General features: G+C 37.2%; 24 protein-coding genes, 2 rRNA genes and 2 other annotated features (1 of these 28 running past the window's edge). All 26 genes read left to right on the top strand.

Annotated elements, in window-relative coordinates; all coding sequences use genetic code 11:
- Positions 1-363 (top strand): 23S ribosomal RNA (locus NX902_RS00575) (it extends 2,573 nt beyond the left edge of the window).
- Between the two features lie 114 nt (positions 364-477).
- Positions 478-594: ribosomal RNA gene (gene rrf / locus NX902_RS00580) — 5S ribosomal RNA — on the top strand.
- Positions 595-938: 344 nt separating this feature from the next.
- Positions 939-1,400, top strand: coding sequence for a CtsR family transcriptional regulator (locus NX902_RS00585; RefSeq protein ID WP_095333598.1), 462 nt, complete (start codon positions 939-941; stop codon positions 1,398-1,400).
- Between the two features lie 30 nt (positions 1,401-1,430).
- Positions 1,431-1,979, top strand: coding sequence for a UvrB/UvrC motif-containing protein (locus NX902_RS00590; RefSeq protein ID WP_095333600.1), 549 nt, complete (start codon positions 1,431-1,433; stop codon positions 1,977-1,979).
- A 1-nt stretch (position 1,980) separates the two neighbouring features.
- The gene (locus NX902_RS00595) at positions 1,981-3,048 is read left to right on the top strand and encodes a protein arginine kinase (protein WP_095333603.1); all 1,068 of its coding nucleotides are present in this window, start codon (positions 1,981-1,983) and stop codon (positions 3,046-3,048) included.
- A gap of 22 nt (positions 3,049-3,070) precedes the next feature.
- Positions 3,071-5,524, top strand: a complete 2,454-nt coding sequence (gene clpC, locus NX902_RS00600; protein WP_095333605.1) for an ATP-dependent protease ATP-binding subunit ClpC — start codon at positions 3,071-3,073, stop codon at positions 5,522-5,524.
- 139 nt (positions 5,525-5,663) lie between these two features.
- Complete coding sequence (gene radA, locus NX902_RS00605; protein ID WP_123260148.1) at positions 5,664-7,043, top strand: DNA repair protein RadA; 1,380 nt, start codon at positions 5,664-5,666, stop codon at positions 7,041-7,043.
- A gap of 370 nt (positions 7,044-7,413) precedes the next feature.
- Positions 7,414-8,487: a PIN/TRAM domain-containing protein gene (locus NX902_RS00610; protein WP_095333610.1), complete on the top strand. Its 1,074-nt coding sequence runs from the start codon at positions 7,414-7,416 to the stop codon at positions 8,485-8,487.
- Positions 8,488-8,504: 17 nt separating this feature from the next.
- On the top strand, positions 8,505-9,206 hold the full coding sequence (gene ispD, locus NX902_RS00615) for a 2-C-methyl-D-erythritol 4-phosphate cytidylyltransferase (RefSeq protein ID WP_095333612.1): 702 nt from the start codon (positions 8,505-8,507) through the stop codon (positions 9,204-9,206).
- A gap of 51 nt (positions 9,207-9,257) precedes the next feature.
- Complete coding sequence (ispF, locus tag NX902_RS00620) at positions 9,258-9,740, top strand: 2-C-methyl-D-erythritol 2,4-cyclodiphosphate synthase (protein WP_341160489.1); 483 nt, start codon at positions 9,258-9,260, stop codon at positions 9,738-9,740.
- A gap of 96 nt (positions 9,741-9,836) precedes the next feature.
- Positions 9,837-11,294 carry a glutamate--tRNA ligase gene (gene gltX, locus NX902_RS00625; RefSeq protein WP_123258672.1) on the top strand — a complete coding sequence of 486 codons (1,458 nt, stop codon included), beginning with the start codon at positions 9,837-9,839 and terminating at the stop codon, positions 11,292-11,294.
- Positions 11,295-11,336: 42 nt separating this feature from the next.
- Positions 11,337-11,574: a binding site (T-box leader), on the top strand.
- Between the two features lie 256 nt (positions 11,575-11,830).
- Positions 11,831-12,481 carry a serine O-acetyltransferase gene (gene cysE / locus NX902_RS00630; protein WP_047943697.1) on the top strand — a complete coding sequence of 217 codons (651 nt, stop codon included), beginning with the start codon at positions 11,831-11,833 and terminating at the stop codon, positions 12,479-12,481.
- Entirely contained in the window at positions 12,481-13,881 is a 1,401-nt protein-coding gene (gene cysS / locus NX902_RS00635) for a cysteine--tRNA ligase (RefSeq protein ID WP_095333616.1), read from the top strand. The genes cysE and cysS overlap by 1 nt, the downstream gene beginning before the upstream one ends.
- A gap of 4 nt (positions 13,882-13,885) precedes the next feature.
- The gene (locus NX902_RS00640) at positions 13,886-14,293 is read left to right on the top strand and encodes a Mini-ribonuclease 3 (RefSeq protein WP_095333618.1); all 408 of its coding nucleotides are present in this window, start codon (positions 13,886-13,888) and stop codon (positions 14,291-14,293) included.
- Positions 14,294-14,304: 11 nt separating this feature from the next.
- Entirely contained in the window at positions 14,305-15,048 is a 744-nt protein-coding gene (gene rlmB, locus NX902_RS00645; protein ID WP_095333620.1) for a 23S rRNA (guanosine(2251)-2'-O)-methyltransferase RlmB, read from the top strand.
- A 2-nt stretch (positions 15,049-15,050) separates the two neighbouring features.
- Complete coding sequence (locus tag NX902_RS00650) at positions 15,051-15,560, top strand: NYN domain-containing protein (protein WP_047943701.1); 510 nt, start codon at positions 15,051-15,053, stop codon at positions 15,558-15,560.
- 70 nt (positions 15,561-15,630) lie between these two features.
- Positions 15,631-16,290, top strand: coding sequence for an RNA polymerase sporulation sigma factor SigH (sigH, locus tag NX902_RS00655; RefSeq protein ID WP_341160490.1), 660 nt, complete (start codon positions 15,631-15,633; stop codon positions 16,288-16,290).
- Positions 16,291-16,396: 106 nt separating this feature from the next.
- On the top strand, positions 16,397-16,540 hold the full coding sequence (gene rpmG, locus NX902_RS00660; RefSeq protein ID WP_047943703.1) for a 50S ribosomal protein L33: 144 nt from the start codon (positions 16,397-16,399) through the stop codon (positions 16,538-16,540).
- A 43-nt stretch (positions 16,541-16,583) separates the two neighbouring features.
- Positions 16,584-16,766, top strand: a complete 183-nt coding sequence (gene secE / locus NX902_RS00665; RefSeq protein ID WP_047943704.1) for a preprotein translocase subunit SecE — start codon at positions 16,584-16,586, stop codon at positions 16,764-16,766.
- 171 nt (positions 16,767-16,937) lie between these two features.
- Positions 16,938-17,471, top strand: coding sequence for a transcription termination/antitermination protein NusG (gene nusG, locus NX902_RS00670; RefSeq protein ID WP_016204544.1), 534 nt, complete (start codon positions 16,938-16,940; stop codon positions 17,469-17,471).
- A gap of 167 nt (positions 17,472-17,638) precedes the next feature.
- Complete coding sequence (gene rplK / locus NX902_RS00675; protein WP_031537888.1) at positions 17,639-18,064, top strand: 50S ribosomal protein L11; 426 nt, start codon at positions 17,639-17,641, stop codon at positions 18,062-18,064.
- A gap of 114 nt (positions 18,065-18,178) precedes the next feature.
- Positions 18,179-18,868: a 50S ribosomal protein L1 gene (gene rplA / locus NX902_RS00680; protein WP_095333624.1), complete on the top strand. Its 690-nt coding sequence runs from the start codon at positions 18,179-18,181 to the stop codon at positions 18,866-18,868.
- 56 nt (positions 18,869-18,924) lie between these two features.
- Positions 18,925-19,075, top strand: a sequence feature (ribosomal protein L10 leader region).
- Positions 19,076-19,107: 32 nt separating this feature from the next.
- Positions 19,108-19,608 carry a 50S ribosomal protein L10 gene (gene rplJ / locus NX902_RS00685; RefSeq protein ID WP_047943706.1) on the top strand — a complete coding sequence of 167 codons (501 nt, stop codon included), beginning with the start codon at positions 19,108-19,110 and terminating at the stop codon, positions 19,606-19,608.
- A gap of 54 nt (positions 19,609-19,662) precedes the next feature.
- Positions 19,663-20,022, top strand: coding sequence for a 50S ribosomal protein L7/L12 (gene rplL / locus NX902_RS00690; RefSeq protein ID WP_095333626.1), 360 nt, complete (start codon positions 19,663-19,665; stop codon positions 20,020-20,022).
- 274 nt (positions 20,023-20,296) lie between these two features.
- Entirely contained in the window at positions 20,297-20,902 is a 606-nt protein-coding gene (locus NX902_RS00695; protein WP_341160491.1) for a class I SAM-dependent methyltransferase, read from the top strand.
- Between the two features lie 248 nt (positions 20,903-21,150).
- Positions 21,151-24,711, top strand: a complete 3,561-nt coding sequence (gene rpoB, locus NX902_RS00700) for a DNA-directed RNA polymerase subunit beta (RefSeq protein ID WP_047943709.1) — start codon at positions 21,151-21,153, stop codon at positions 24,709-24,711.
- Positions 24,712-24,724: the final 13 nt, after the last annotated feature.

Raw genomic sequence — 24,724 nt, forward strand, 5'->3', positions numbered from 1 at the left:
TCCCAAGGGTTGGGCTGTTCGCCCATTAAAGCGGTACGCGAGCTGGGTTCAGAACGTCGTGAGACAGTTCGGTCCCTATCCGTCGTGGGCGTAGGAAATTTGAGAGGAGCTGTCCTTAGTACGAGAGGACCGGGATGGACGCACCGCTGGTGTACCAGTTGTCTTGCCAAAGGCATCGCTGGGTAGCTATGTGCGGAAGGGATAAGTGCTGAAAGCATCTAAGCATGAAGCCCCCCTCAAGATGAGATTTCCCATAGCGCAAGCTAGTAAGATCCCTGAAAGATGATCAGGTTGATAGGTCAGAGGTGGAAGCGTGGCGACATGTGGAGCTGACTGATACTAATAGATCGAGGACTTAACTAAAATGAAAAGCGGAAACGCCTGTTTATCGGCGTTGGAGCTGGACAATAATGATTACTCATTTCTTTCTTTTACTTCATAATCTAGTTTTGAGGGAACAACCTCAAAATTAAATAGTCTGGTGGCGATAGCGAGAAGGTCACACCCGTTCCCATACCGAACACGGAAGTTAAGCTTCTCAGCGCCGATGGTAGTTGGGGGTTCTCCCCCTGTGAGAGTAGGACGTCGCCAGGCTGTCAAAAAGTTCTAAAAGCATTTAGCTTTTAGGGCTTTTTTTATTGTTTTTTTATCGATAAATAACTTTCTGCTAATTCCCCATACTATGCAAAAAACTCCTTCTTTTTTAATACATTAAAAGATATACATTACATAAATTCTTAAACTTGAAAATTGCAATAAATCAGACTATAGTTAATATAATCTTTAAACATATCCTTTCCTTCCATGAAAGAATAACGATAGCAGGTTTGGAATAACTAAAAAATGGGAAAATTAATAAAACGTCTTCCTTGCTAAATAATATTTTTATCGTGTATAATTATAGTCAAATATAGTCAAAGTCAGAAGGGGGAGGCTTGGTGAGAAATATTTCGGATATAATTGAGAATTACTTAAAAGAAGTATTAGAAATGAGCGAAAAATCATTAGTAGAAATAAAACGAAGTGAAATCGCTGATAAGTTTGAGTGCGTACCATCACAAATTAATTATGTAATTAATACCCGTTTTACGATAGAAAAAGGGTATGTGGTGGAAAGTAAACGTGGTGGCGGTGGTTTTATTCGAATTATGAAAGTCCAAACATATGATCATGCCCATTTAATTGACCAATTACTATCCCTTATTCAAAGTCGGATACCTCAAAATAGTGCAGAAGATTTAATTCTTCGATTAGTAGAAGAAGATGTTATCAGTAAGCGAGAAGCGAAGATAATGTTAAGCGTAATTGATCGTTCTGTATTATATTTAGAATTACCATATAGAGATGAATTAAGAGCAAGATTATTAAAGGCGATGTTAACTTCATTAAAATATAAATAATATCCCTGTGTATAAATTGAGGTGAAGATTATGATGTGTTCTGAATGTAATCAAAGACCAGCTACTTTACATTTTTCTAAGAATATCAATGGCAAAATAACAGAGTTTCATCTATGTGAGCATTGTGCAAAGGAAAATGGTGATATATTTATGACGAATGGCTCATCTGGTTTATCTTTGAATAGTTTATTAGCTGGGTTATTAAATATAGAGCCAAGTTTTCAACATATCACAGAAGATACGTATAAGAGACAGCAGCCGTTACAGTGCAAAGAATGTAATATGACATTTTCTCAATTCAGGAAATTAGGTAAACTAGGTTGTCCTCATTGCTACGATACATTTAAAGACCAGCTGCTGCCATTTATAAAGCGTCTCCATGGTGGGAATATTGAGCACAAAGGAAAAATCCCAGAGCGCATTGGAGGGCATTTTCTCATTAAAAAGGAAATTGAGCAGTTGCGAATAGAGTTGAAAGAACTAATAAACAACGAAGAATTTGAAAAGGCTGCAATCATTCGAGATGAAATAAAAGATAAAGAAAAGCAGTTAACTTCTTTTACTGAGGGAGGGGAGTAACGTGTCTTTAGAAAAATTTATAAGTAAAGCACGAACTTCATGGATGTGTTCCGATGGTCCCGACTCTGAAATTGTTCTTACCTCTCGAATCCGATTAGCAAGGAATATAGAGGGTGTGAAATTTCCTCTATTATTTTCAAAAGAAGAAGCTGAGAATGTGATTCAACAGGTTGAGGGTGCAATCATAAATGAGTCCAATCAACCCTTTGGTCAATTGGAACTTCTTGCAATGAATAATTTAAATACATTGGAAAAAAGAGTCCTTGTAGAGAAACATTTAATTAGTCCTCAGCTGGCAGAACAATCTCCTAATGGTGCAGCAATCTTATCAGAGGATGAAGAAGTAAGTATTATGATTAATGAGGAAGACCATATTCGTATTCAGTGTATAAAGCCTGGTCTTCAAATAGAAGAAGCGATTAAAGAAGCTAATACAATTGATGATTTATTAGAAAAAAAGGTCAATTATGCTTACCATGTAGAAATGGGATATCTGACAAGCTGTCCAACTAATATCGGAACAGGATTAAGAGCTTCTGTTATGATGCATCTACCGGGAATGGTATTAACCCAGCAAATGAACCGAATCATTCCGGCGATTCAACAGCTTGGCTTAGTAGTTAGAGGAATATATGGAGAAGGCAGCGAAGCCCTCGGAAATATTTTTCAAATTTCTAATCAGATAACACTAGGAAGATCAGAAAAGGACATCATTGAGGAACTAAAAAGCGTTGTTACTCAATTAATTGAGCAAGAAAAAGAAGCAAGGAATGCATTAGCGCAAACCTCAAACATACAATTAGAAGATAGGGTTTTTCGTTCATACGGAATACTGTGTAATAGTCGTATTATGGAAACAAAGGAAGCAGCTAAATGTCTATCCGATGTTCGGTTAGGAATTGATATGGGATATATAAAAAATATATCGAAAAGCATCCTTAATGAATTAATGATTCTTACCCAGCCGGGGTTTCTACAACTATATGCTGGAGAAGAGATGAATCCAAATGAACGCGATATTCGTCGTGCAGTCTTAATAAGAGAAAGATTAAAATTGGAAACTGAATAGAGATTCTAAGGAGGATGAAAGTATGATGTTTGGCCGATTTACAGAAAGAGCGCAGAAAGTATTAGCACTTTCCCAGGAAGAAGCAATTCGATTAGGTCACAATAATATTGGTACAGAGCATATCTTATTAGGATTAGTCCGTGAAGGAGAAGGAATTGCTGCAAAGGCGTTACAAGCACTTGGATTAGGTGCTGAAAAAATCCAAGAGGAAGTAGAAAACTTGATTGGTCGTGGTCAAGATACAACACAAACCGTACCACATTATACACCCAGAGCTAAAAAAGTGATCGAACTATCCATGGATGAAGCAAGAAAATTAGGTCATTCTTATGTGGGAACAGAGCATATTCTTTTAGGCTTAATTAGAGAAGGCGAAGGGGTAGCTGCTAGAGTATTAAATAATCTAGGTGTAAGCCTAAATAAAGCGCGTCAACAAGTCCTCCAGTTGCTTGGTAGTAGTGAATCAGGAAACCATCCCGGTGGCTCTGCTGCTAGTGCTAATACACCAACGCTTGATAGCTTAGCTAGAGATTTAACTGCTATTGCAAGAGAAGGAAGCCTTGATCCAGTTATAGGGAGAAGCAAAGAAATCCAACGTGTTATTGAAGTATTAAGCAGACGGACAAAAAATAATCCTGTATTAATAGGGGAACCTGGTGTTGGTAAAACTGCTATTGCGGAAGGTCTTGCACAACAAATTGTTCAAAATGAAGTTCCAGAAATTTTGAGAGATAAACGTGTAATGACATTAGATATGGGAACAGTTGTTGCTGGTACGAAATACCGTGGTGAATTTGAAGATCGCTTGAAAAAGGTGATGGATGAAATTCGCCAAGCTGGTAATATCATTCTCTTCATTGATGAGCTGCATACATTAATCGGTGCAGGTGGTGCAGAAGGTGCTATTGATGCATCTAATATTCTAAAGCCATCCTTAGCTAGAGGAGAGCTTCAATGTATTGGTGCCACAACACTAGATGAATATCGTAAATATATTGAAAAAGATGCAGCATTAGAAAGAAGATTTCAGCCGATCACGGTTGATGAGCCTACTAGTGATGAATCTATTCAAATATTAAAAGGCTTAAGAGACCGTTATGAGGCGCACCATCGAGTATCAATTACAGACGATGCAATTGAAGCAGCTGTAAAATTATCTGATCGCTATATTTCAGATCGTTTCTTACCAGATAAAGCAATTGACTTAATTGACGAAGCTGGTTCTAAGGTTCGTTTAAGATCTTATACAACTCCACCTAACTTGAAAGAGTTAGAAGTCAAGTTAGAAGAAGTACGTAAAGAGAAGGATGCTTCTGTGCAAAGTCAAGAATTCGAAAAAGCTGCATCTTTACGAGATACAGAACAAAGATTGAGAGAACAGTTAGAAGAAACGAAGAAAAATTGGAAAGAGAAGCAAGGACAAGAAAATACAGAGGTGACAGTAGAAGATATTGCAAGTGTAGTATCTAGCTGGACTGGAATTCCTGTATCTAAGCTTGCACAAACAGAAACCGATAAATTACTGAACATGGAAAATATCCTTCATAATCGCGTAATTGGTCAAGAAGAAGCCGTTATTGCTATTTCTAAAGCTGTAAGACGCGCAAGAGCTGGCTTGAAAGATCCAAAGAGACCAATAGGTTCCTTTATTTTCCTTGGCCCTACTGGAGTAGGGAAGACCGAACTTGCTCGGGCACTGGCAGAGTCCATGTTTGGTGATGAAGATGCCATGATCCGTATTGATATGTCTGAATATATGGAGAAGCATTCTACTTCTAGATTGGTAGGATCTCCTCCTGGTTATGTAGGATATGAAGAAGGCGGACAATTGACAGAGAAGGTTAGAAGAAAGCCATATTCTGTTGTTCTTTTAGATGAAATTGAAAAAGCGCATCCCGATGTATTTAATATTTTACTTCAAGTGCTGGAGGATGGTCGCTTAACAGATTCGAAAGGAAGAACGGTTGATTTCCGAAACACAGTGTTAATTATGACTTCCAACGTTGGAGCTTCTGCATTAAAACAAAATAAATATGTTGGTTTTAATGTGCAAGATGGAGATCAAGATTATAAAGATATGAAGGGCAAAGTAATGGAAGAGCTGAAAAGAGCATTCCGTCCAGAGTTCTTAAACCGTATCGATGAAACAATTGTTTTCCATGCATTAGAGAAGAAGCATTTAAAAGAAATTGTTACTTTAATGGCAGATCAGTTAGTTAAACGTCTATCAGAACAGGATATTCAATTGAGTATCACAGAAGCGGCCAAAGAAAAAATTGCGGAAGAAGGCTATGATCCAGAGTATGGAGCGAGACCACTTCGTCGTGCAATACAAAAGCATATAGAAGATCGATTATCTGAAGAACTTCTAAAGGGAACAGTATTAACTGGTCAACAAATTGAATTGGATGTCGAAAATGGTGAGTTTACTGTGAAGGTGAACGGTGCAGAGCCAGCAGTAAACCTACAAAAATAATACCTAGAACATTTATAAGGTGACACACGTATTACAGCTTTACGTGTGTCCTTTCTTTATTTAAGATAAAAATAGAAAAAAATTAATATCTATTATTTGGGTTGGAGATGTTAGTAATAAAAGGGGAAGGAGGCTGAATATGGCCAAAAGAAAAACAAAATTTCTTTGCCAGGAATGTGGATATGAATCAGCAAAATGGATGGGGAAATGTCCTGGTTGTGGAAATTGGAATACAATGGTGGAAGAAGTAGAGAAGAGTGCTGTTCAAAGAAAAGGTGCGTTTGCTCATTCTGCAGCCACTACTGTTGCTGCAAAGCCTATTCCTATAACAAGCATTGAAACGGTTAATGAGCCCAGAATATATACCGACTTAATGGAGTTAAACCGTGTTCTTGGTGGAGGAGTTGTGCGTGGTTCTCTTGTATTAATAGGTGGAGATCCCGGAATTGGTAAATCAACGCTTCTTTTACAAGTATCCTCGCAGTTAGCACATAAGAAACATTCTGTCTTATATGTTTCAGGAGAAGAATCGCAAAAGCAAACAAAGTTAAGAGCAGACAGATTGGGGGTAGTTTCTGATCATTTGCTCGTCTATTCAGAAACCAATCTAGAGGAAATAAGTAGAACCATTGAAAATACGAATGTGGAATTTGTGGTTATTGATTCGATTCAGACCATCTATCATCCGGAGGTCACCTCTGCTCCAGGAAGTGTTTCTCAAGTTAGAGAATGTACAGCAGAATTAATGCGGATAGGAAAAACCAAAGGAATAGCAATCTTCATTGTAGGACATGTCACAAAGGAAGGATCGATTGCAGGACCAAGATTACTGGAGCATATGGTTGATACTGTATTGTATTTTGAAGGAGAAAGACATCATACATATCGTATTTTACGCGCTGTAAAGAACCGTTTTGGCTCTACTAATGAGATGGGTATTTTTGAGATGAAGGAATTTGGACTGGAAGAGGTAGAGAATCCCTCTGAAATTTTCTTAGAAGAGCGATCACAGGGTGCCGCTGGCTCCACTGTTGTAGCATCAATGGAAGGAACAAGACCGGTTCTGGTTGAAATCCAAGCATTGATTTCACCGACTAGTTTTGGGAATCCACGAAGGATGGCAACGGGCATAGATCATAATAGAGTGCCGTTGTTAATGGCGGTATTAGAAAAAAGAGTTGGAATGTTACTCCAGAATCAGGATGCCTATTTAAAAGTAGCTGGTGGTGTAAAACTTGACGAGCCTGCTATAGATTTGGCGATCGCTGTAAGCATTGCCTCGAGTTTTAGAGATAAACCAACAAGAGCAACTGACTGTATTATTGGGGAAGTTGGCTTAACTGGAGAAGTTAGAAGAGTATCCCGTATTGAGCAAAGGGTGCAGGAGGCTGCTAAATTAGGTTTTGAGCGTGTTATTATTCCAGCTAATAATTTAAGTGGTTTGAAGGCTCCAAAAGGCTTAGAGGTCGTTGGCGTTCATACGGTTGCGGATGCTTTAAAAGCGGCTTTAAGCGATTAGTTTTTCGAAAAAATACATTGATGTGAATTTTTAGTTGTGTTAAAATGTAATATTTAATTATTTGACTTGCGTTTATTTTTAATGCTAATCTAGTTTTATAAATTAAATAGGTATTTATCTCTTTGTCTGTGTTATATTTCCATTTTTGTAAGGGTTTAAGGGTTTTTCTGAGCTATTATAAATGTTTCTATTAAATATAAATAGTTGGTCATTATTTCCCGAGCAATGGAAAAGGGCATTTTTAACATTAGTATATGACATAGTCATCATATCTATAAAAATAACTTTTTCATTACAAATAAAAAATTCCTGTAATATTAGGTTTCAAAACTGGGAATTTGTTTATAATGTGAAAGAGGAGGTGGAAGTATTGTTAAAACGCATTGTTCAAGTTTGTTTTTTAATTATTGGAGGAACAATCGGGTTTTTATTTATTCCTGATTTATTCTCAGTAATGTCTATCGATCATGATCTTATTAATAACGCATATGTGTCTGCAATACTTGGTGCCATTATTTTTTATCTTATTACTTTTTGGGCGATTGATTATATTGTTAACTTTATTAAGTTTTTAGAAGAATCAATTGTAAAGGCTCCGATTACGGATATAATTTTCGGTAGTCTTGGAATAGGATTTGGGTTAACTTTAGCCTTTTTAGTAGGCTATGCATTAACGTCTGTTCCTGTGCTTAATACTGTCGCTCCAATCCTTTTATCATTACTTTTTGGGTATTTAGGCTTTCAAGTTGGGTTTAAAAAGAGAGATGAGCTATTAACACTCTTCACAGCTAGAAAGAAGAAGGTAGTGGAAGAGGAACCCACAAAAGTTGAGAAAAGTAATTTAAAAATATTGGATACTAGTGTTATTATTGATGGAAGAATAGCTGATATTTGTCAAACGGGCTTCCTGGAGGGCACAATTGTTATTCCGCAATTTGTGCTGGGAGAACTTCAGCATATAGCAGATTCATCCGATGCGCTAAAACGTAATCGTGGACGAAGAGGGCTAGATATTCTAAATCGAATTCAAAAGGAATTAGCGATTAAAGTGGAAATTTACGAAGGTGATTTTGAAGATATCACTGAAGTAGATAGTAAACTAGTCAAATTAGCTAAATTAACAAATGGTGTTGTTGTAACAAATGATTTTAATTTAAATAAAGTTTGTGAACTGCAGAAGGTTGCTGTTCTCAATATTAATGATTTGGCAAATGCAGTAAAGCCAGTAGTTCTTCCAGGGGAAGAGATGAAAATACAAATTATTAAAGATGGAAAAGAACATAATCAAGGTGTTGCCTATCTAGATGATGGCACGATGATTGTAGTAGAAGAAGGTCGCAATTATATTGGAAAACATATAGATGTTCTTGTAACGAGTGTATTGCAAACATCTGCAGGTCGAATGATCTTTGCAAAACCAAAATTATTAGAAAAAGCATTGTAAGAATAGGGGTTAGTTATATGACTTATGAAGTCATTATTCCGGCAGCAGGACAAGGGAAACGAATGGGACTAGGAAAAAACAAATTATTTCTTGAGCTAGACAGTTTACCAGTATTTATTCATACCTTAATTGTTTTCGAAAATGATCCAAACTGTAATGGAATTTGGTTGGTAGTTAGTTCAGATGATAAAAAAGAAATGAATGAACTAGTAAAAAAATATGCAATTACAAAGGTTATTGCTCTTATTGAGGGTGGTACAGAAAGACAGCATAGTGTTTACCATGCAGTAAAGGAAATATCGGATGATACAATTGTTCTTGTTCATGATGCGGCGAGACCTTTTATTCAAACAGAGCAAATAGCTAGATTAACAAAGGTTGCAGTAGAAAGCGGCGCAGCTGTTTTAGCAGTACCAATTAAAGATACGATCAAAAAAGTTGATGGTGATTTGGTAGTGGAAACAGTTGAGCGTTCAAGCTTGTGGGCGATTCAGACCCCACAAGCTTTTCGCGTTTCTATTTTAAAAGAAGCACATGAAAAGGCGATTCTCGATACATATATAGGTACAGATGATGCTAGTTTGGTGGAGCGATTAGGACAAGCTGTTCAAATCGTAGAAGGAAACTATGACAATATTAAATTAACGACACCAGAAGATTTATACTTTGCCGAAGCAATTGTGGCAAAGCGAAAAGAAAATATAGCAGAAAGTAAATAGATAAGCTTTGAGAAGTTTTAATACAAGCAAAATAGAATGGAGGAGTTATAGATGTTTCGCATAGGCCAAGGGTTTGATGTTCATCAATTAGTAAGCGGAAGGTCCCTGATTATCGGAGGGGTAGAGATACCATATGAAAAGGGTCTACTAGGACACTCTGATGCAGATGTTTTACTACATACGATTGCTGACGCTTGTTTAGGTGCTATTGGTGAAGGGGATATCGGAAAACATTTTCCTGATACAGATGAAGCCTTTAAAGATGCTGATTCTGCAAAATTATTGCAGCATGTATGGCAAATAGTAAAGGAAAAGGGTTATGAATTAGTGAATGCTGATTGTACGATAATGGCTCAACAGCCGAAAATGGCGCCACATATTCAAGCAATGCAAGCGAGAATTGCAGAATTGCTGGAGACAGAACAAGATAATATTAATGTGAAAGCAACAACCACAGAGAAATTGGGATTTACCGGAAGAGGGGAAGGGATTGCTTCCCAAGCAGTTGTATTGCTCCAAAAAAGAAATGTATAATTGATAACCAATTATAGAGGCGAACACCTTTTAAAGGAAAAAGCAAAGTGATAGAATAGATTAGAAAAAAGCGTAAGTAATCAAGGAGGCACAAGCATGTCTAACGAAATTCGTGTTCGTTATGCTCCAAGTCCAACAGGGCATTTGCATATAGGGAATGCGCGTACAGCGTTATTTAATTATTTATTTGCACGTAGTCAAGGCGGGAAATTTATTATTCGTATTGAAGATACGGACAAAAAAAGGAATATTGAGGGTGGAGAAGAAAGCCAATTAAAATATTTAAAATGGCTTGGAATGGATTGGGATGAAAGTACGGATGTTGGTGGAGAATATGGTCCGTATCGTCAATCTGAAAGAAATGACATCTATAAGAAGTACTACACAGAATTGCTGGAAAAGGGACTTGCTTATAAGTGTTACTGTACAGAAGAGGAAATTGAAGCAGAAAGAGAAGACCAAGTAAGTAGAGGGGAAACACCTAAGTACTCTGGCAAATGTCGTCATTTAACAAAGGAACAGCAAGCGGCATTAGAAGCGGAAGGAAGACAGCCGAGTATTCGAATTCGTGTTCCTGAAAATGTTGTATATGAATTTAATGATATGGTAAAAGGGGACGTTTCGTTCGAATCAGCAACAATTGGCGATTATGTTATTGTGAAAAAGGATGGTACTCCAACCTATAATTTTGCAGTAGCAATTGATGATCATTTGATGGATATCACACATGTATTGCGTGGAGATGATCATATTACCAATACACCAAAACAATTAATGATCTATGATGCACTAGGTTGGGACAGACCTATCTTTGGACATATGACTTTAATCGTTAATGAAAGCAGAAAGAAATTGAGTAAGCGGGATGAATCCATTATTCAATTTATTGAGCAATATGAAGAATTAGGCTATTTACCTGAAGCATTGTTCAATTTCATTGCTTTATTAGGGTGGTCTCCAGAGGGAGAAGAGGAATTATTCACTATAGAAGAATTTATTCGCATCTTTGATCCAGCAAGATTGTCTAAGTCTCCTGCGTTATTTGATCAAAATAAATTAGCGTGGATGAATAATCAATATATCAAAAAGGCAGATTTAGAAACGGTTGTTCGTCTAGCTGTTCCTCATTTAGAGAAAGCAGGCTTAGTAAGTGAAAATCGCTCAGCTGATGAAGAGGCATGGGTAAATAATCTGGTTGGTTTATATCAAGAGCAAATGAGCTGCGGAGCTGATATTGTAAACTTATCTACGTTATTCTTCAGTGATGAAGTCCAATATGATGAAGAGGCAAAAGAGGTTTTAGCTGGTGAACATGTTCCGACTGTAGTCCAAGCATTTAAAGAAGCATTAGCTGAAATGCCAGAGTGGAGTGCCGAGCAAATTAAAGCCGCTATTAAAGTGGTTCAAAAAGCTACTGGTCAAAAGGGCAAAAATTTATTTATGCCGATTCGCGTGGCTACAACAGGTCAAACACATGGTCCTGATTTACCAAAGGCGATCGAACTATTAGGTAAAGAAAAAATTGATGCGCGATTAACAGCATTAATTAGTTAACATTTTGGAGAAAATATAATATAGTAGTAGGAAAGCTATATAGAAAAAACGAAGATGAGGAAAAGTAAAAAAGGAGAAGCTTATTAGAGAGAATCATCACCCGGCTGAAAGTGATTCAAGTAACCTCTTTTTTGAAGTGCGCCTCAGAGTCCTGTATCGAAAAAGAATTTATTTAGTAGATAGAGGCGGAACCTATCCGTTAACAGGGATGAGTGGAGATTATTGCTTAAAAGCAGTAATCTAAACAGAGTGGAACCGCGCCTAAAAAAGCGTCTCTGTCTTTTAGACAGAGACGCTTTTTATATGGATAAAAAGCTTCAGTGGCATCAAGGAAAGAGAATGTAATAGTTTTACTTTTTTAGTGGGAGTTATGGGATTGAAATGAAGTAGTAAAAAATAGGGATTAAAATGGTTTTCTTGTATATAAGATATATAGACGTTTAAAGGGAAACAATGGTAAAGGAAATGACATCTTTTACGAGAGTGATGATTGCTAGATAGCTGCATTATAGTTGCAAAACAGGGGGGAGATTTGTATGTTTCGGCGCATGAAAGAGGATATTGCTGTAGTGTTTGAACAAGATCCTGCTGCAAGGAGCTCGATAGAAGTTATTTTAACTTATTCTGGGTTGCATGCTATATGGTTTCACAGAATTGCTCATTTCTTTTTTAGGCATAATCGTTTTTTCTTAGCAAGAGTTATCTCGCAATTTAGCCGCTTTATGACAGGGGTGGAAATACATCCCGGAGCAAAGATCGGCAATCGTCTATTCATTGATCATGGTATGGGTGTAGTGATAGGGGAAACCTGTGAGATAGGGGATAATGTCACTATTTTTCAGGGAGTAACGCTTGGGGGAACGGGAAAAGAAAAAGGGAAAAGGCATCCAACCGTTAAAGATAATGCTCTTATTGCCTCTGGTGCAAAAGTATTAGGATCTATTGTAATTGGAGAAAATGCCAAAATTGGTGCAGGATCAGTAGTGTTAAAAGATGTTCCTGCAAATTCGACAGTAGTAGGTATTCCAGGAAGAGTTAAAGTACAAGATGGTATTAAAATAAAGAAAGACTTAAATCATTGTGATTTACCAGATCCAATTGCGGATCGACTGAAAGAAATGGAATTGGAAATTAGCTATTTAAGAGAACAACTAAAAGAATTACAGGAAGAAAGGAGTTATAAGTAATGCCTATTCAAATATATAACACATTAACACGAGCAAAGGAGGATTTTGTTCCGCTAGAAGAGGGAAAGGTAAAAATGTATGTATGTGGACCGACTGTCTACAACTATATCCATATAGGAAATGCTCGACCAGCAATTGTCTTTGATACTGTGCGACGTTATCTAGAGTTTCGTGGATACGATGTACAATTCGTATCGAATTTTACCGATGTCGATGATAAGTTAATAAAAGCGGCAAATGAGCTTGGAGAAACGGTGCCGGTTATTGCTGACCGCTTTATTGACGCATATTTTGAAGATGTTTCTGCGTTAGGCTGCAAAAAAGCTGATTCTCATCCGCGTGTAACAGAAAATATGGATATTATTATCGATTTTATTGCAGCATTAATAGATAAAGGGTTTGCTTATGAGTCAGAAGGAGATGTGTATTATCACACTAGAGCCTTTGATGGATATGGAAAGCTTTCTCATCAATCTATTGATGAACTTCGTTCAGGTGCAAGAATTGCAGTTGGGGAGAAGAAACAAGATTCATTAGATTTTGCCCTATGGAAGAAGGCGAAAGAAGGCGAAATTTTCTGGGAGAGTCCTTGGGGGAATGGGCGTCCAGGCTGGCATATTGAATGCTCTGCGATGGTGCGTAAATATTTAGGTGATACAATTGATATCCATGCAGGTGGGCAGGACTTAGCATTTCCGCATCATGAGAATGAAATTGCCCAGTCAGAAGCATTAACAGGTAAGACCTTTGCTAATTATTGGATGCATAATGGTTATATTAATATTGATAATGAAAAGATGTCTAAATCCCTAGGGAATTTTATCACTGTAAACGATATTATTAAGATTCATGATCCACAAGTGTTAAGATTCTTTATGCTTTCTGTACATTATCGTAATCCAATTAACTATAGTGAAGAAGTATTGGAAAATACGAGAGCAGGGTTAGAGAGAATCAGAACTTCTTATGAAAATTTAAAACATCGCAGTATCGCGAGTACGGATCTTACAGATACCAATCAGGAATGGATTGCAAAAATTGCCGATCTTCGAAAACAATTCGTTGATAGTATGGATGATGATTTTAACACAGCGAATGGTATTTCTGTTCTTTTTGAATTATCGAAGCAAGCAAATTATTACCTGCTTGAAAAAACAACCTCTCCTGCTGTTATTCATGCTTTTATGAATGAGTTTGAAGAATTATTTACAGTGCTTGGGTTATCTTTATCTGCGAATGAGGAATTATTAGATGAAGAAATCGAGGCGCTAATAGAAAAAAGAACGCAAGCTAGAAAGGATAGAGACTTTGTGCTTGCTGATCAAATTAGAGATCAATTAAAAGCAATGAACATCATTTTAGAAGACACCGCACAAGGTATACGATGGAAAAGAGGGTAAAAAGATGCTCCTCTATGATAAAAAAGTGGATGAAAAACAACTGAACAGCCTTGCCCTTGCTTATATGGGCGATGCTGTTCTTGAAATATATGTAAGAAGACATTTGTTGTATAGCGGGAAGGTGAAGCCTAATCAGCTTCATCGAGAAGCAACAAAATATGTTTCGGCAAAAGGACAGGCAAAGGTAGTGCATAGTCTTTTAGAAAAAGGATTTTTTTCTGAAGAAGAGATTGCGGTATTAAAGCGAGGGCGAAATGCGAAATCAGGCACTATTCCTAAAAATACCGATGTACAAACCTACCGATATAGTACTGGTTTTGAAGCAGTTTTAGGTTATTTATATTTAGCGAAGCGAGAAGAGCGACTTGAGGAAATAATCAAAGCTGCTTTTTCTATCATTGAAAGCAAATAGGAGGAGCAAAAGTGTCAAGTGACTTTATTGTTGGAAAAAATGCAGTTATTGAAGCGTTAAAATCAGAAAGAGATGTAAATAAAATACTTATTGCGGAAGGTTCCCAAAAAGGCCAAATGCAAACAGTAATTGGTTTGGCTAAACAGGCAAATGTGCTTGTTCAGTTTGTTCCTAAAAAGAAATTGGATAGCTTAGTAGACGCGAATCACCAAGGTGTAGTAGCGCAAGTTGCTGCCTATCAATATGCTGAAATAGATGATTTATTTGCACTTGCAGAAAAGAAGCAGGAAACACCTTTTTTCTTGTTGCTTGATGAAATTGAGGATCCTCATAACTTAGGATCCATCATGAGAACGGCTGATGCGGTAGGTGCTCATGGGATTATTATTCCACGGAGAAGAGCAGTTGGGTTAACGGCTACAGTTGCAAAGGCATCTACTGGTGCTATCGAGCATATTCCCGTTGTGCGAGTAACAAATATGGCAAGGACGATAGAGGAGCTTAAAACGAGAGGAATATGGATTGCGGGAACGGATGCAAAAGGAAGTGAAGATTATCGCAAATTTGATGGAACGATACCATTAGGATTAGTGATTGGCAGTGAAGGAAAAGGCATGGGAAGATTGATTAAGGAAAAATGCGATTTTCTTATTCATTTACCGATGGCTGGAGCTGTTACGTCTTTAAATGCTTCTGTTGCAGCGGCACTTTTAATGTATGAGGTATATCGGAAACGCCATCCACTTGAGGGATAATAATGGATATTCTTATTGTTGACGGCTATAACATTATTGGTGCTTGGCCAGAACTAAATGCTTTAAAGAATAGAGATCTTGCAGCAGCAAGGGATGCTTTAGTAGCAAAAATGGCAGAATATCAAGGCTATTCCGGATACAGAGTAATGGTTGTTTTTGATGCATACTATGTAAAAGGCACAGAGAAAAAATATAAAGATTACAAGGTAGAAGTCATTTTTACCCGTGAAAATGAAACTGCTGATGAGCGTATCGAAAAACTAGCTATTGAACTAAATAACAGAAAAACACAAATTCATGTTGCGACTTCAGATTTTACAGAGCAATGGGCTATTTTTGGACAAGGTGCCCTGCGGAAATCAGCACGAGAGTTATTGTTAGAGATGGCTGGAATGGAACAGGAAATCGGAAAAAAAGTAAAAAAAATTAAAGAAAAAAAACCAGTTGCAAAGATTCCGCTTTCAAGAGAAGTGGAAGAAATTTTCGAAAAATGGCGACGTGGAGAGAAATGAGTTGTTGACGCTCAAAAAAAGGCTAGAGTATAATGGATTTATCCATGATTGCACGGTCGGGGGGATCTGTATGAGTACTGACAGCTGGACTAAGCGTAACGAGTATACTGGGAATTATATGGAACTTGAAGATGAAGTGTTGGTGGAATTGGTGCATCAAGGGGAAAGTGATGCTTTGGATTATTTAATTCAAAAGTATCGTAACTTTGTGCGAGCTAAAGCCAGATCCTATTTCTTAATCGGAGCAGACAAAGAAGATATTGTGCAAGAGGGAATGATTGGTCTTTATAAGGCAATACGCGATTTTAAAGAGGACAAACTTTCTTCCTTTAAGGCATTTGCTGAATTATGTATAACAAGACAAATCATTACTGCTATCAAAACGGCCACTAGGCAGAAGCATATTCCTTTAAATTCTTATGTTTCTTTGGACAAGCCCATTTACGATGAAGAGTCTGATCGAACGTTAATGGATATTATCTCTGGAGCAAAGGTTCTTGATCCAGAAGAATTGATCATTAATCAGGAAGAATATGATCACATCGAGATCAAAATGTCTGAATTATTGAGTGATTTAGAAAGAAAAGTATTGTCTCTATATCTTGATGGTCAATCTTATCAAGAAATTTCTGAGGAATTGAATAGGCATGTGAAGTCTATTGATAATGCCCTTCAGCGGGTGAAAAGAAAATTAGAGCGGTATTTAGAAATAAGAGAATTCTCGCTATGAGCGTAAAAGTTTTTTTGGAATAGCAAATATTTACTGATATTGACATCTTACGCGTGTCCATGATACAGTTTGAGAAGATATAAAGGACGTAGTAGGTGTAAGTGGAATGAGAAAAAAGATTGTGTTAGCATGTGAAAAATGTGGGTCAAGAAATTATTCTACTGTGAGTAACAATGGTACAGAACGTTTAGAAGTAAAGAAATTTTGTCAAAATTGTAATGCTCATACTGTTCATAAAGAAACAAAATAATGATTTTGGATAATGCCCGCTCTTAAAGATGGAGGTAACAAAAATGCAAAGTGCTGTTAAGTATTTTCGTGAAGTTGGTAGAGAATTAAAGAAAGTTAGCTGGCCGAAAAAAAAGGAGTTAACTAATTATACACTCACAGTCCTTGTGACAGTTGTCTTTTTTGCTATCTTCTTTGCTGTTGTTGATTTAGGAATTTCCGAACTTATTCGTTTAATACTTGAATAACAGTTGTCTACTCATGGTATAATGGTAAAACGATAGGAAACATTTACAAAAGCCCGGTAACGGGTTTTTTCATTTGCTGAAAAATAAATGACTTGTTCCTTACAGATACTATAAAAAACAGCACGAAAAAAATAATGTTGCAGGGAGGGACGGACGAAGTAGTCCTCTTTTATGGAAAAAAACTGGTATGTAGTGCATACGTACTCTGGATATGAGAATAAGGTGAAAGCGAATTTAGAAAAACGGGTAGAAACAATGGCGATGCAAGATAAAATTTTTCGCGTGGTTGTACCTGAAGAAGAAGAAACAGATATCAGAAACGGTAAAACAAAAGTAGTAAAAAGAAAAGTATTCCCAGGTTATGTGTTGGTAGAAATTGTTATGACTGATGATTCTTGGTATGTCGTACGTAATACCCCTGGTGTAACTGGATTCGTTGGTTCCGCTGGGTCTGGATCAAAACCAACGCCGCTTTTACCAGAAGAAGTCCAAGTAATTCTGAAAAGAATGGGCGTAGAGGAACAAAGAATTGAAATTGAGTTTGAATTAGGAGAAACAGTAAAAGTAAATGAAGGTCCATTTGCTAATTTCACTGGTACAGTTGAGGAAATTGATAAGGATAAAGCAAAGGTTAAAGTACTAGTAAATATGTTTGGTAGAGATACTCCTGTGGAGCTCGATTTTACACAAATTGAAAAATTTTAACTAGAAAACTTGAAATGGTATTGAAAAAGTGTTACTATTTCATAGGTCAGTATATCTCATAAAGAGATAAGATATTGTCAAATTTCTTTATTTCATATAAAGACGATAAGTTGAGTGGGAGGGGAAACCCCTATTACCACATCACGGACTTTAAGGAGGTGTGTCTCGTGGCTAAAAAAGTAATTAAAGTTGTTAAATTGCAAATCCCAGCAGCTAAAGCGAATCCGGCACCACCAGTTGGTCCTGCATTGGGTCAAGCTGGCGTAAATATCATGGGATTCTGTAAGGAGTTTAACGCTCGTACAGCTGAACAAGCTGGTTTAATCATTCCTGTTGAGATTACGGTTTTCGAAGACCGTTCATTTACATTTATTACAAAAACTCCACCTGCTGCAGTTTTACTTAAAAAAGCAGCTGGTATCGAGTCTGGTTCTGGTGAACCAAATCGTAATAAAGTAGCAACTGTTAAGCGTGATAAAGTACGCGAGATTGCTGAAACAAAAATGCCTGATCTAAATGCAGCTAGTGTTGAATCTGCTATGCGCATGGTTGAAGGTACTGCCCGCAGCATGGGTATTGTTATTGAAGACTAAACCTATATATGGTTAGTGTTGATTAAGGTTGTGACGACGGTGAATCTTTAGTCGCAACCTTTATTCGTGGGAGGTAATTCCGCTAAAACCACAATTCAAGGAGGAAATATAGTTATGGCTAAAAAAGGTAAGAAGTATTTAGAAGCTATCAAACTTGTTGATCGTACTAAAGCTTACCCAATTCAAGAAGCAATTGAGTTAGTGAAAAAAACTAGCACTACAAAATTTGATGCATCAGTTGAAGTTGCTTTCCGTCTAGGAGTAGATCCTAAGAAAGCAGACCAACAAATCCGTGGAGCAGTAGTTCTTCCAAACGGTACCGGTAAAACTCAACGCGTTTTAGTTTTCGCTAAAGGTGAAAAATTAAAAGAAGCAGAAGCAGCAGGAGCAGACTATGTAGGCGATGCTGAATTTATAAATAAAATCCAACAAGGTTGGTTCGATTTTGACGTAATCGTTGCAACTCCAGATATGATGGGTGAAGTTGGTAAACTTGGTCGTGTATTAGGACCTAAAGGTTTAATGCCAAACCCTAAAACTGGTACAGTTACATTTGATGTAACAAAAGCAGTTAACGAAATCAAAGCTGGTAAAGTAGAATACCGTGTAGACAAAGCTGGTAACGTACATGTTCCAATCGGTAAAGTTTCTTTCGATGAAGCTAAACTAGTTGAGAACTTCCAAACTATCTTTGACACAATGTCAAAAGCTAAACCAGCTGCTGCGAAAGGTACTTACATGAAGAACGTATCTGTTACTTCAACAATGGGACCTGGCGTAAAAGTAGATCCATCTACTGTTTGATAAAAATTGGTATTTGACAAAACAAGATGGATAGCATATACTTCATCTTGTTGAAAAAATAAATAACATTTGTACCGTAGACAGTAGGTGCTAAATTTTAGCTTAATTTCCTGCCGAGGTAATACGATAGATTATTTGATCAGTTGTGAGAACGACTATTGTATACACCTCCATGTCTAATAGATATGGAGGATTTTATTTGTCGGTATGAATGTAGAAATTCTACAGGAGGTGTAAAGATGAGCAGCGTAATCGAACAAAAGAAACAAATAGTATCTGATATTGCGGAGAAATTCAAAGCAAGTAAATCAACTATCGTTGTTGACTACCGTGGTTTGACTGTTTCAGAAGTAACTGAACTTCGTAAACAACTTCGTGATGCAGGAATCGAGTTTAAAGTTTTCAAAAACTCTTTAACTCGCCGTGCTGCAGAATCTGTTGAATTAGCAGGTTTAAACGAATCCTTAACTGGTCCAAACGCTATTGCGTTCAGTAATGAGGATGTTGTTGCACCAGCAAAAATTCTAAATGACTTCGCTAAAAACCATGAAGCATTAGAAATTAAAGCGGGAGTAATCGAAGGGAACTTAGCAACAGTTGAAGAAGTGAAAGCTCTAGCAGAACTTCCGTCACGCGAAGGTTTACTTTCTATGTTACTCAGCGTTCTTCAAGCACCAATCCGCAACCTTGCTCTTGCTACAAAAGCAGTTGCAGATCAAAAAGAAGAACAAGGCGCTTAATATTTTATACGGAAACGTATCATAAAACCCCAAAAAACAAGGAGGAAACATATAATGTCTAAAGAACAAATCTTAGAAGCAGTTAAAAATATGACTGTTTTAGAATTAAACGATTTAGTAAAAGCAATTGAAGAAGAATTTGGAGTAACTGCTGCTGCTCCTGTAGCTGTAGTTGCAGGTGGCGGAGAAGCTGCTGCTGAAAAATCTGAGTTTGATGTAGTTCTTGCATCTGCTGGAGATCAAAAAATCAAAGTTATCAAAGTTGTACGTGAAATCACAGGTCTTGGTCTTAAAGAAGCAAAAGAACTTGTTGACAACACTCCAAAAGCAGTTAAAGAAGGAGCTTCTAAAGAAGAAGCTGAAGAAATCAAAGCTAAACTTGAAGAAGTTGGAGCTAACGTTGAAGTTAAGTAATGTTAGTTGAAAAGAAGCTCGCTATTTTAGCGGGCTTTTTTTTCCTGAAAAGTGAGAAGGACTTAAGAAAAGTTAGGCGCAATTTACCAAGTTAGAAGTGAATGTGAACTGCTGGGGGAATTTATCTTCTAAGGAGTTCTATGAATAAGCTACTGATGGTATAAGATAACTTTAGGAAAAGTCGTCTGCGCTTTTTAATTGATTACGATGCTGTGCTTTGTAGTCAATCCTCAAGTAGTCTTCCTTAAATAAATTCTCCTAAGGAGGTGTTCGTATGACGGAACATTATTATTCCCGAACCCAAAATGTAAATAGCGATCCAAATTACTGGAATTTTACGCTTAAAGGTAATACAATACGTTTTAAAACAGATAATGGAGTCTTTTCTAAAAAAGAAGTGGACTTTGGGTCTAGATTATTGATAGAGACGTATACCTTGCCTGATTTAGATGGAGATATATTAGATGTAGGCTGTGGATATGGCCCGATAGGTATATCTATTGCGAAGACTTCCCCAAATAGAATGGTCCATATGGTTGATGTTAATTTACGTGCTATTGAATTAGCAGAAGAAAATGCCAGACAAAACGGCGTTGAAAATATTCGCATATATGAAAGTGATCGACTGCTTCGTGTGAAAGGACAAAAGTTTGCCTCTATTTTAACTAATCCGCCGATAAGAGCGGGGAAGAAAGTAGTTCATGATATTTTTGAGCAAAGCTATGAGTGTTTAGTACCTAATGGGGAATTATGGGTTGTGATTCAAAAGAAACAAGGAGCACCCTCTGCTATTGCGAAATTAGAAGAATTCTTTAAAGAGGTAAACATAGTAGAAAAGAAAAAAGGCTATTTTATAATTCAAGCAAAAAAGATTGACTAGTCCTTTTTGTTGTGATAGCATTGTATAATGCCAATATAATATTTTTCTGAAACTCGCAATTTTATCTAAGTTACTGTATAAAATTGGTGTAAGAAGGAAAAACTAACAGAATAATATTAGAAATATGAAAATGTGGTTTTTTGATTGGAAAACCCTTTTTCTTTTTGTCTTATAAAAATGGGTCTAATATCCTTTTTTATAAGATGTTAATAGATGTACTATAACGTTTGATTTGAGGGGTGAATCAGTTGACAGGTCAACTTGTTCAGTATGGACGACACCGCCAGCGGAGAAGCTACGCACGAATTAGTGAGGTTTTAGAATTACCAAATCTTATTGAAATCCAAACCTCTTCCTATCAATGGTTTTTAGATGAGGGATTGCGAGAAATGTTCCAGGACATTTCGCCTATTGAAGATTTTACTGGCAATTTATCACTTGATTTCATTGATTATAGCTTGGGAGATCCTAAGTATTCAGTGGAAGAATCGAAAGAGCGAGATGTTACATATTCTGCACCTTTGCGTGTGAAGGTTCGTCTTGTAAATAAAGAAACAGGAGAAGTAAAAGACCAAGATGTATTCATGGGTGATTTCCCGCTTATGACTGAAACTGGTACTTTTGTTATTAATGGTGCGGAACGAGTTATCGTTTCTCAGTTAGTACGTTCTCCAAGTGTTTATTATAATGGAAAACTTGATAAAAACGGTAAAAAAGGATTTACTGCAACAGTAATTCCTAACCGTGGAGCATGGCTAGAGTATGAAACAGATGCAAAGGATGTAGTATATGTGCGTATTGATCGTACACGTAAACTTCCTGTTACTGTTCTTTTACGCGCATTAGGATTTGGTTCCGATCAAGAGATTATTGAATTGATTGGTGACAATGAGTATTTGCGTAATACTTTAGAAAAAGATAACACAGAAGGAACAGACAAAGCGCTATTAGAAATTTATGAGCGTCTTCGTCCAGGAGAACCACCTACTGTTGAAAACGCAAAAAGTCTATTGGTATCGAGATTTTTCGATCCAAAAAGATACGACCTTGCGAATGTAGGTCGTTATAAAATCAATAAAAAGCTTCATATTAAAAATAGATTATTTAATCAGCGTTTAGCAGAAACATTAGTGGATCCTGAAACTGGCGAGATTATCGCTGAAAAAGGAACTCTTTTAGATCGCCGTGCGCTTGACCGTATTATTCCTAATCTAGAAAACAATATCGGCTTTAAAAAGCTGAGCCCGTATGGCGGAGTATTAGAAGATGATGTTGTTGTACAATCAGTGAAAATTTATTCACCACTAGATGAAGGGGATAAAGAAATTAATGTTATTAGTAATGCATATGTAGAAGAAGCTGTGAAAAACATCTCTCCTTCAGATATCATTGCTTCTATCAGTTATTTCTTTAATTTATTACATGGAGTAGGTCTAACAGATGATATTGACCATTTAGGTAACAGACGTCTTCGTTCTGTAGGCGAATTGTTGCAAAATCAATTCCGTATTGGTTTATCAAGAATGGAGCGTGTTGTTCGTGAAAGAATGTCTATTCAAGACACAAATACTATTACACCGCAGCAGTTAATTAATATCAGACCTGTTATTGCATCTATTAAAGAATTCTTTGGAAGCTCTCAGCTTTCTCAATTCATGGACCAAACAAATCCATTAGCAGAATTAACACACAAACGTCGTTTATCTGCATTAGGACCTGGTGGTTTAACAAGAGAACGTGCAGGAATGGAAGTTCGTGACGTTCACTATTCTCACTATGGCCGTATGTGTCCGATTGAAACACCTGAGGGACCAAACATTGGTTTGATTAACTCTTTATCTTCTTATGCAAAAGTAAACCGTTTTGGTTTTATTGAAACACCATACAGACGTGTTGATCCTGAGACAGGTAAAGTATCGTCACGAATTGATTATTTAACAGCTGATGAACAAGATAACTATGTTGTTGCCCAAGCGAATGCTCGTTTAGGGGAAGATGGTTCTTTCTTAGATGAAGATGTAGTAGCACGTTTCCGTGATGAGAACGTTGTTGTTAAGCGTGATCGTGTAGACTATATGGACGTATCTCCAAAGCAGGTTGTATCTGCTGCAACAGCGTGTATCCCGTTCTTAGAAAATGATGACTCTAACCGTGCCTTAATGGGTGCGAACATGCAGCGTCAAGCAGTACCTTTAATGCAGCCAGAAGCTCCAAGAGTAGGAACTGGAATGGAATACGTTTCAGGAAAAGACTCAGGGGCAGCTGTTATCTGTAAGCATCCTGGTATTGTTGAACATGTAGAAGCTCGTGAAGTATGGGTTAGACGTATTTCTGAAGTAGATGGTCAAGAAGTAAAAGGAAATCTTGATAAATATAAGATGCTTAAGTTTGTTCGTTCAAACCAAGGTACTTGTTATAATCAACGCCCGATTGTTGCTGTAGGTGATAAAGTAACAAAAGGTGAGGTTTTAGCTGATGGTCCTTCTATGGAACTTGGTGAATTAGCCCTTGGACGTAACGTATTAGTTGCCTTTATGACATGGGACGGATACAACTATGAGGATGCTATTATCATGAGTGAACGCTTAGTAAAAGATGATGTTTATACTTCTATTCATATTGAAGAATATGAATCAGAATCTCGTGATACAAAATTAGGACCAGAAGAAATTACGCGTGATATTCCGAATGTCGGAGAAGATGCGTTACGTAACTTAGATGATCGTGGTATTATTCGTATCGGTGCCGAAGTAAAAGATGGTGATTTGCTTGTTGGTAAAGTTACACCTAAAGGGGTAACTGAATTAACAGCAGAAGAAAGATTATTACATGCTATCTTTGGTGAAAAAGCACGTGAAGTACGTGATACAAGTTTACGCGTTCCACATGGTGGCGGCGGAATCGTCCACGATGTTAAAGTCTTCAATAGAGAAGATGGAGACGAATTACCACCAGGTGTTAACCAATTAGTACGTGTATATATTGTTCAAAAACGTAAAATCCATGAAGGCGATAAGATGGCAGGTCGTCACGGTAACAAAGGGGTTATTTCCCGAATTTTACCTGAAGAAGATATGCCATACTTACCAGACGGAACACCAGTTGATATCATGTTAAATCCACTAGGTGTACCATCACGTATGAATATCGGTCAGGTATTAGAATTGCATCTGGGAATGGCTGCAAGAAGCTTAAATATCCATGTTGCATCACCAGTATTTGATGGTGCTCGTGAGGAAGATGTATGGGAAACAATTAGAGAAGCTGGAATGGCGCAAGATGCGAAAACAGTACTATATGACGGACGTTCAGGTGAACCTTTTGATAACCGTGTATCCGTTGGAGTTATGTATATGATCAAACTTGCTCATATGGTTGATGATAAACTACATGCTCGTTCAACAGGACCATATTCTTTAGTAACGCAACAACCACTAGGAGGAAAAGCTCAGTTCGGTGGTCAGCGTTTTGGAGAGATGGAGGTTTGGGCGCTGGAGGCTTATGGAGCTGCTTATACTTTACAAGAAATTCTTACTGTTAAATCAGATGACGTTGTTGGTCGTGTGAAAACATATGAAGCGATTGTTAAAGGAGAAAACGTTCCAGAACCAGGAGTTCCTGAATCATTCCGCGTATTAATGAAAGAGCTGCAAAGTTTAGGATTAGATGTGAAAATCTTATCTAGCACAGAAGAAGAAATTGAAATGAGAGACACAGATGATGACGATGATATTCATCAAGCTGAATCTCTGACAATTGTTTCCGAAACACAAGAGCCTGAGTCAGAAAAGGTAGGCATGCAAGAATAATAAAGTAATGAAC

The sequence above is a fragment of the Niallia sp. FSL W8-0954 genome, assembly GCF_038005605.1.
Lineage (GTDB): Bacteria > Bacillota > Bacilli > Bacillales > Cytobacillaceae > Niallia > Niallia circulans_A.

Bases quoted from the DNA above. Each gene is read 5' to 3' on its own strand.
- cysE (WP_047943697.1), top strand. From the start codon at position 11,831: ATGTTTCGGCGCATGAAAGAGGATATTGCTGTAGTGTTTGAACAAGAT.
- NX902_RS00650 (WP_047943701.1), top strand. From the start codon at position 15,051: ATGGATATTCTTATTGTTGACGGCTATAACATTATTGGTGCTTGGCCA.
- ispF (WP_341160489.1), top strand. From the start codon at position 9,258: ATGTTTCGCATAGGCCAAGGGTTTGATGTTCATCAATTAGTAAGCGGA.
- rplL (WP_095333626.1), top strand. From the start codon at position 19,663: ATGTCTAAAGAACAAATCTTAGAAGCAGTTAAAAATATGACTGTTTTA.
- radA (WP_123260148.1), top strand. From the start codon at position 5,664: ATGGCCAAAAGAAAAACAAAATTTCTTTGCCAGGAATGTGGATATGAA.
- rpmG (WP_047943703.1), top strand. From the start codon at position 16,397: ATGAGAAAAAAGATTGTGTTAGCATGTGAAAAATGTGGGTCAAGAAAT.
- NX902_RS00590 (WP_095333600.1), top strand. From the start codon at position 1,431: ATGATGTGTTCTGAATGTAATCAAAGACCAGCTACTTTACATTTTTCT.
- rplA (WP_095333624.1), top strand. From the start codon at position 18,179: ATGGCTAAAAAAGGTAAGAAGTATTTAGAAGCTATCAAACTTGTTGAT.
- cysS (WP_095333616.1), top strand. From the start codon at position 12,481: ATGCCTATTCAAATATATAACACATTAACACGAGCAAAGGAGGATTTT.
- ispD (WP_095333612.1), top strand. From the start codon at position 8,505: ATGACTTATGAAGTCATTATTCCGGCAGCAGGACAAGGGAAACGAATG.
- clpC (WP_095333605.1), top strand. From the start codon at position 3,071: ATGATGTTTGGCCGATTTACAGAAAGAGCGCAGAAAGTATTAGCACTT.
- sigH (WP_341160490.1), top strand. From the start codon at position 15,631: ATGAGTACTGACAGCTGGACTAAGCGTAACGAGTATACTGGGAATTAT.
- nusG (WP_016204544.1), top strand. From the start codon at position 16,938: ATGGAAAAAAACTGGTATGTAGTGCATACGTACTCTGGATATGAGAAT.
- NX902_RS00640 (WP_095333618.1), top strand. From the start codon at position 13,886: ATGCTCCTCTATGATAAAAAAGTGGATGAAAAACAACTGAACAGCCTT.
- gltX (WP_123258672.1), top strand. From the start codon at position 9,837: ATGTCTAACGAAATTCGTGTTCGTTATGCTCCAAGTCCAACAGGGCAT.
- rplJ (WP_047943706.1), top strand. From the start codon at position 19,108: ATGAGCAGCGTAATCGAACAAAAGAAACAAATAGTATCTGATATTGCG.
- NX902_RS00695 (WP_341160491.1), top strand. From the start codon at position 20,297: ATGACGGAACATTATTATTCCCGAACCCAAAATGTAAATAGCGATCCA.
- secE (WP_047943704.1), top strand. From the start codon at position 16,584: ATGCAAAGTGCTGTTAAGTATTTTCGTGAAGTTGGTAGAGAATTAAAG.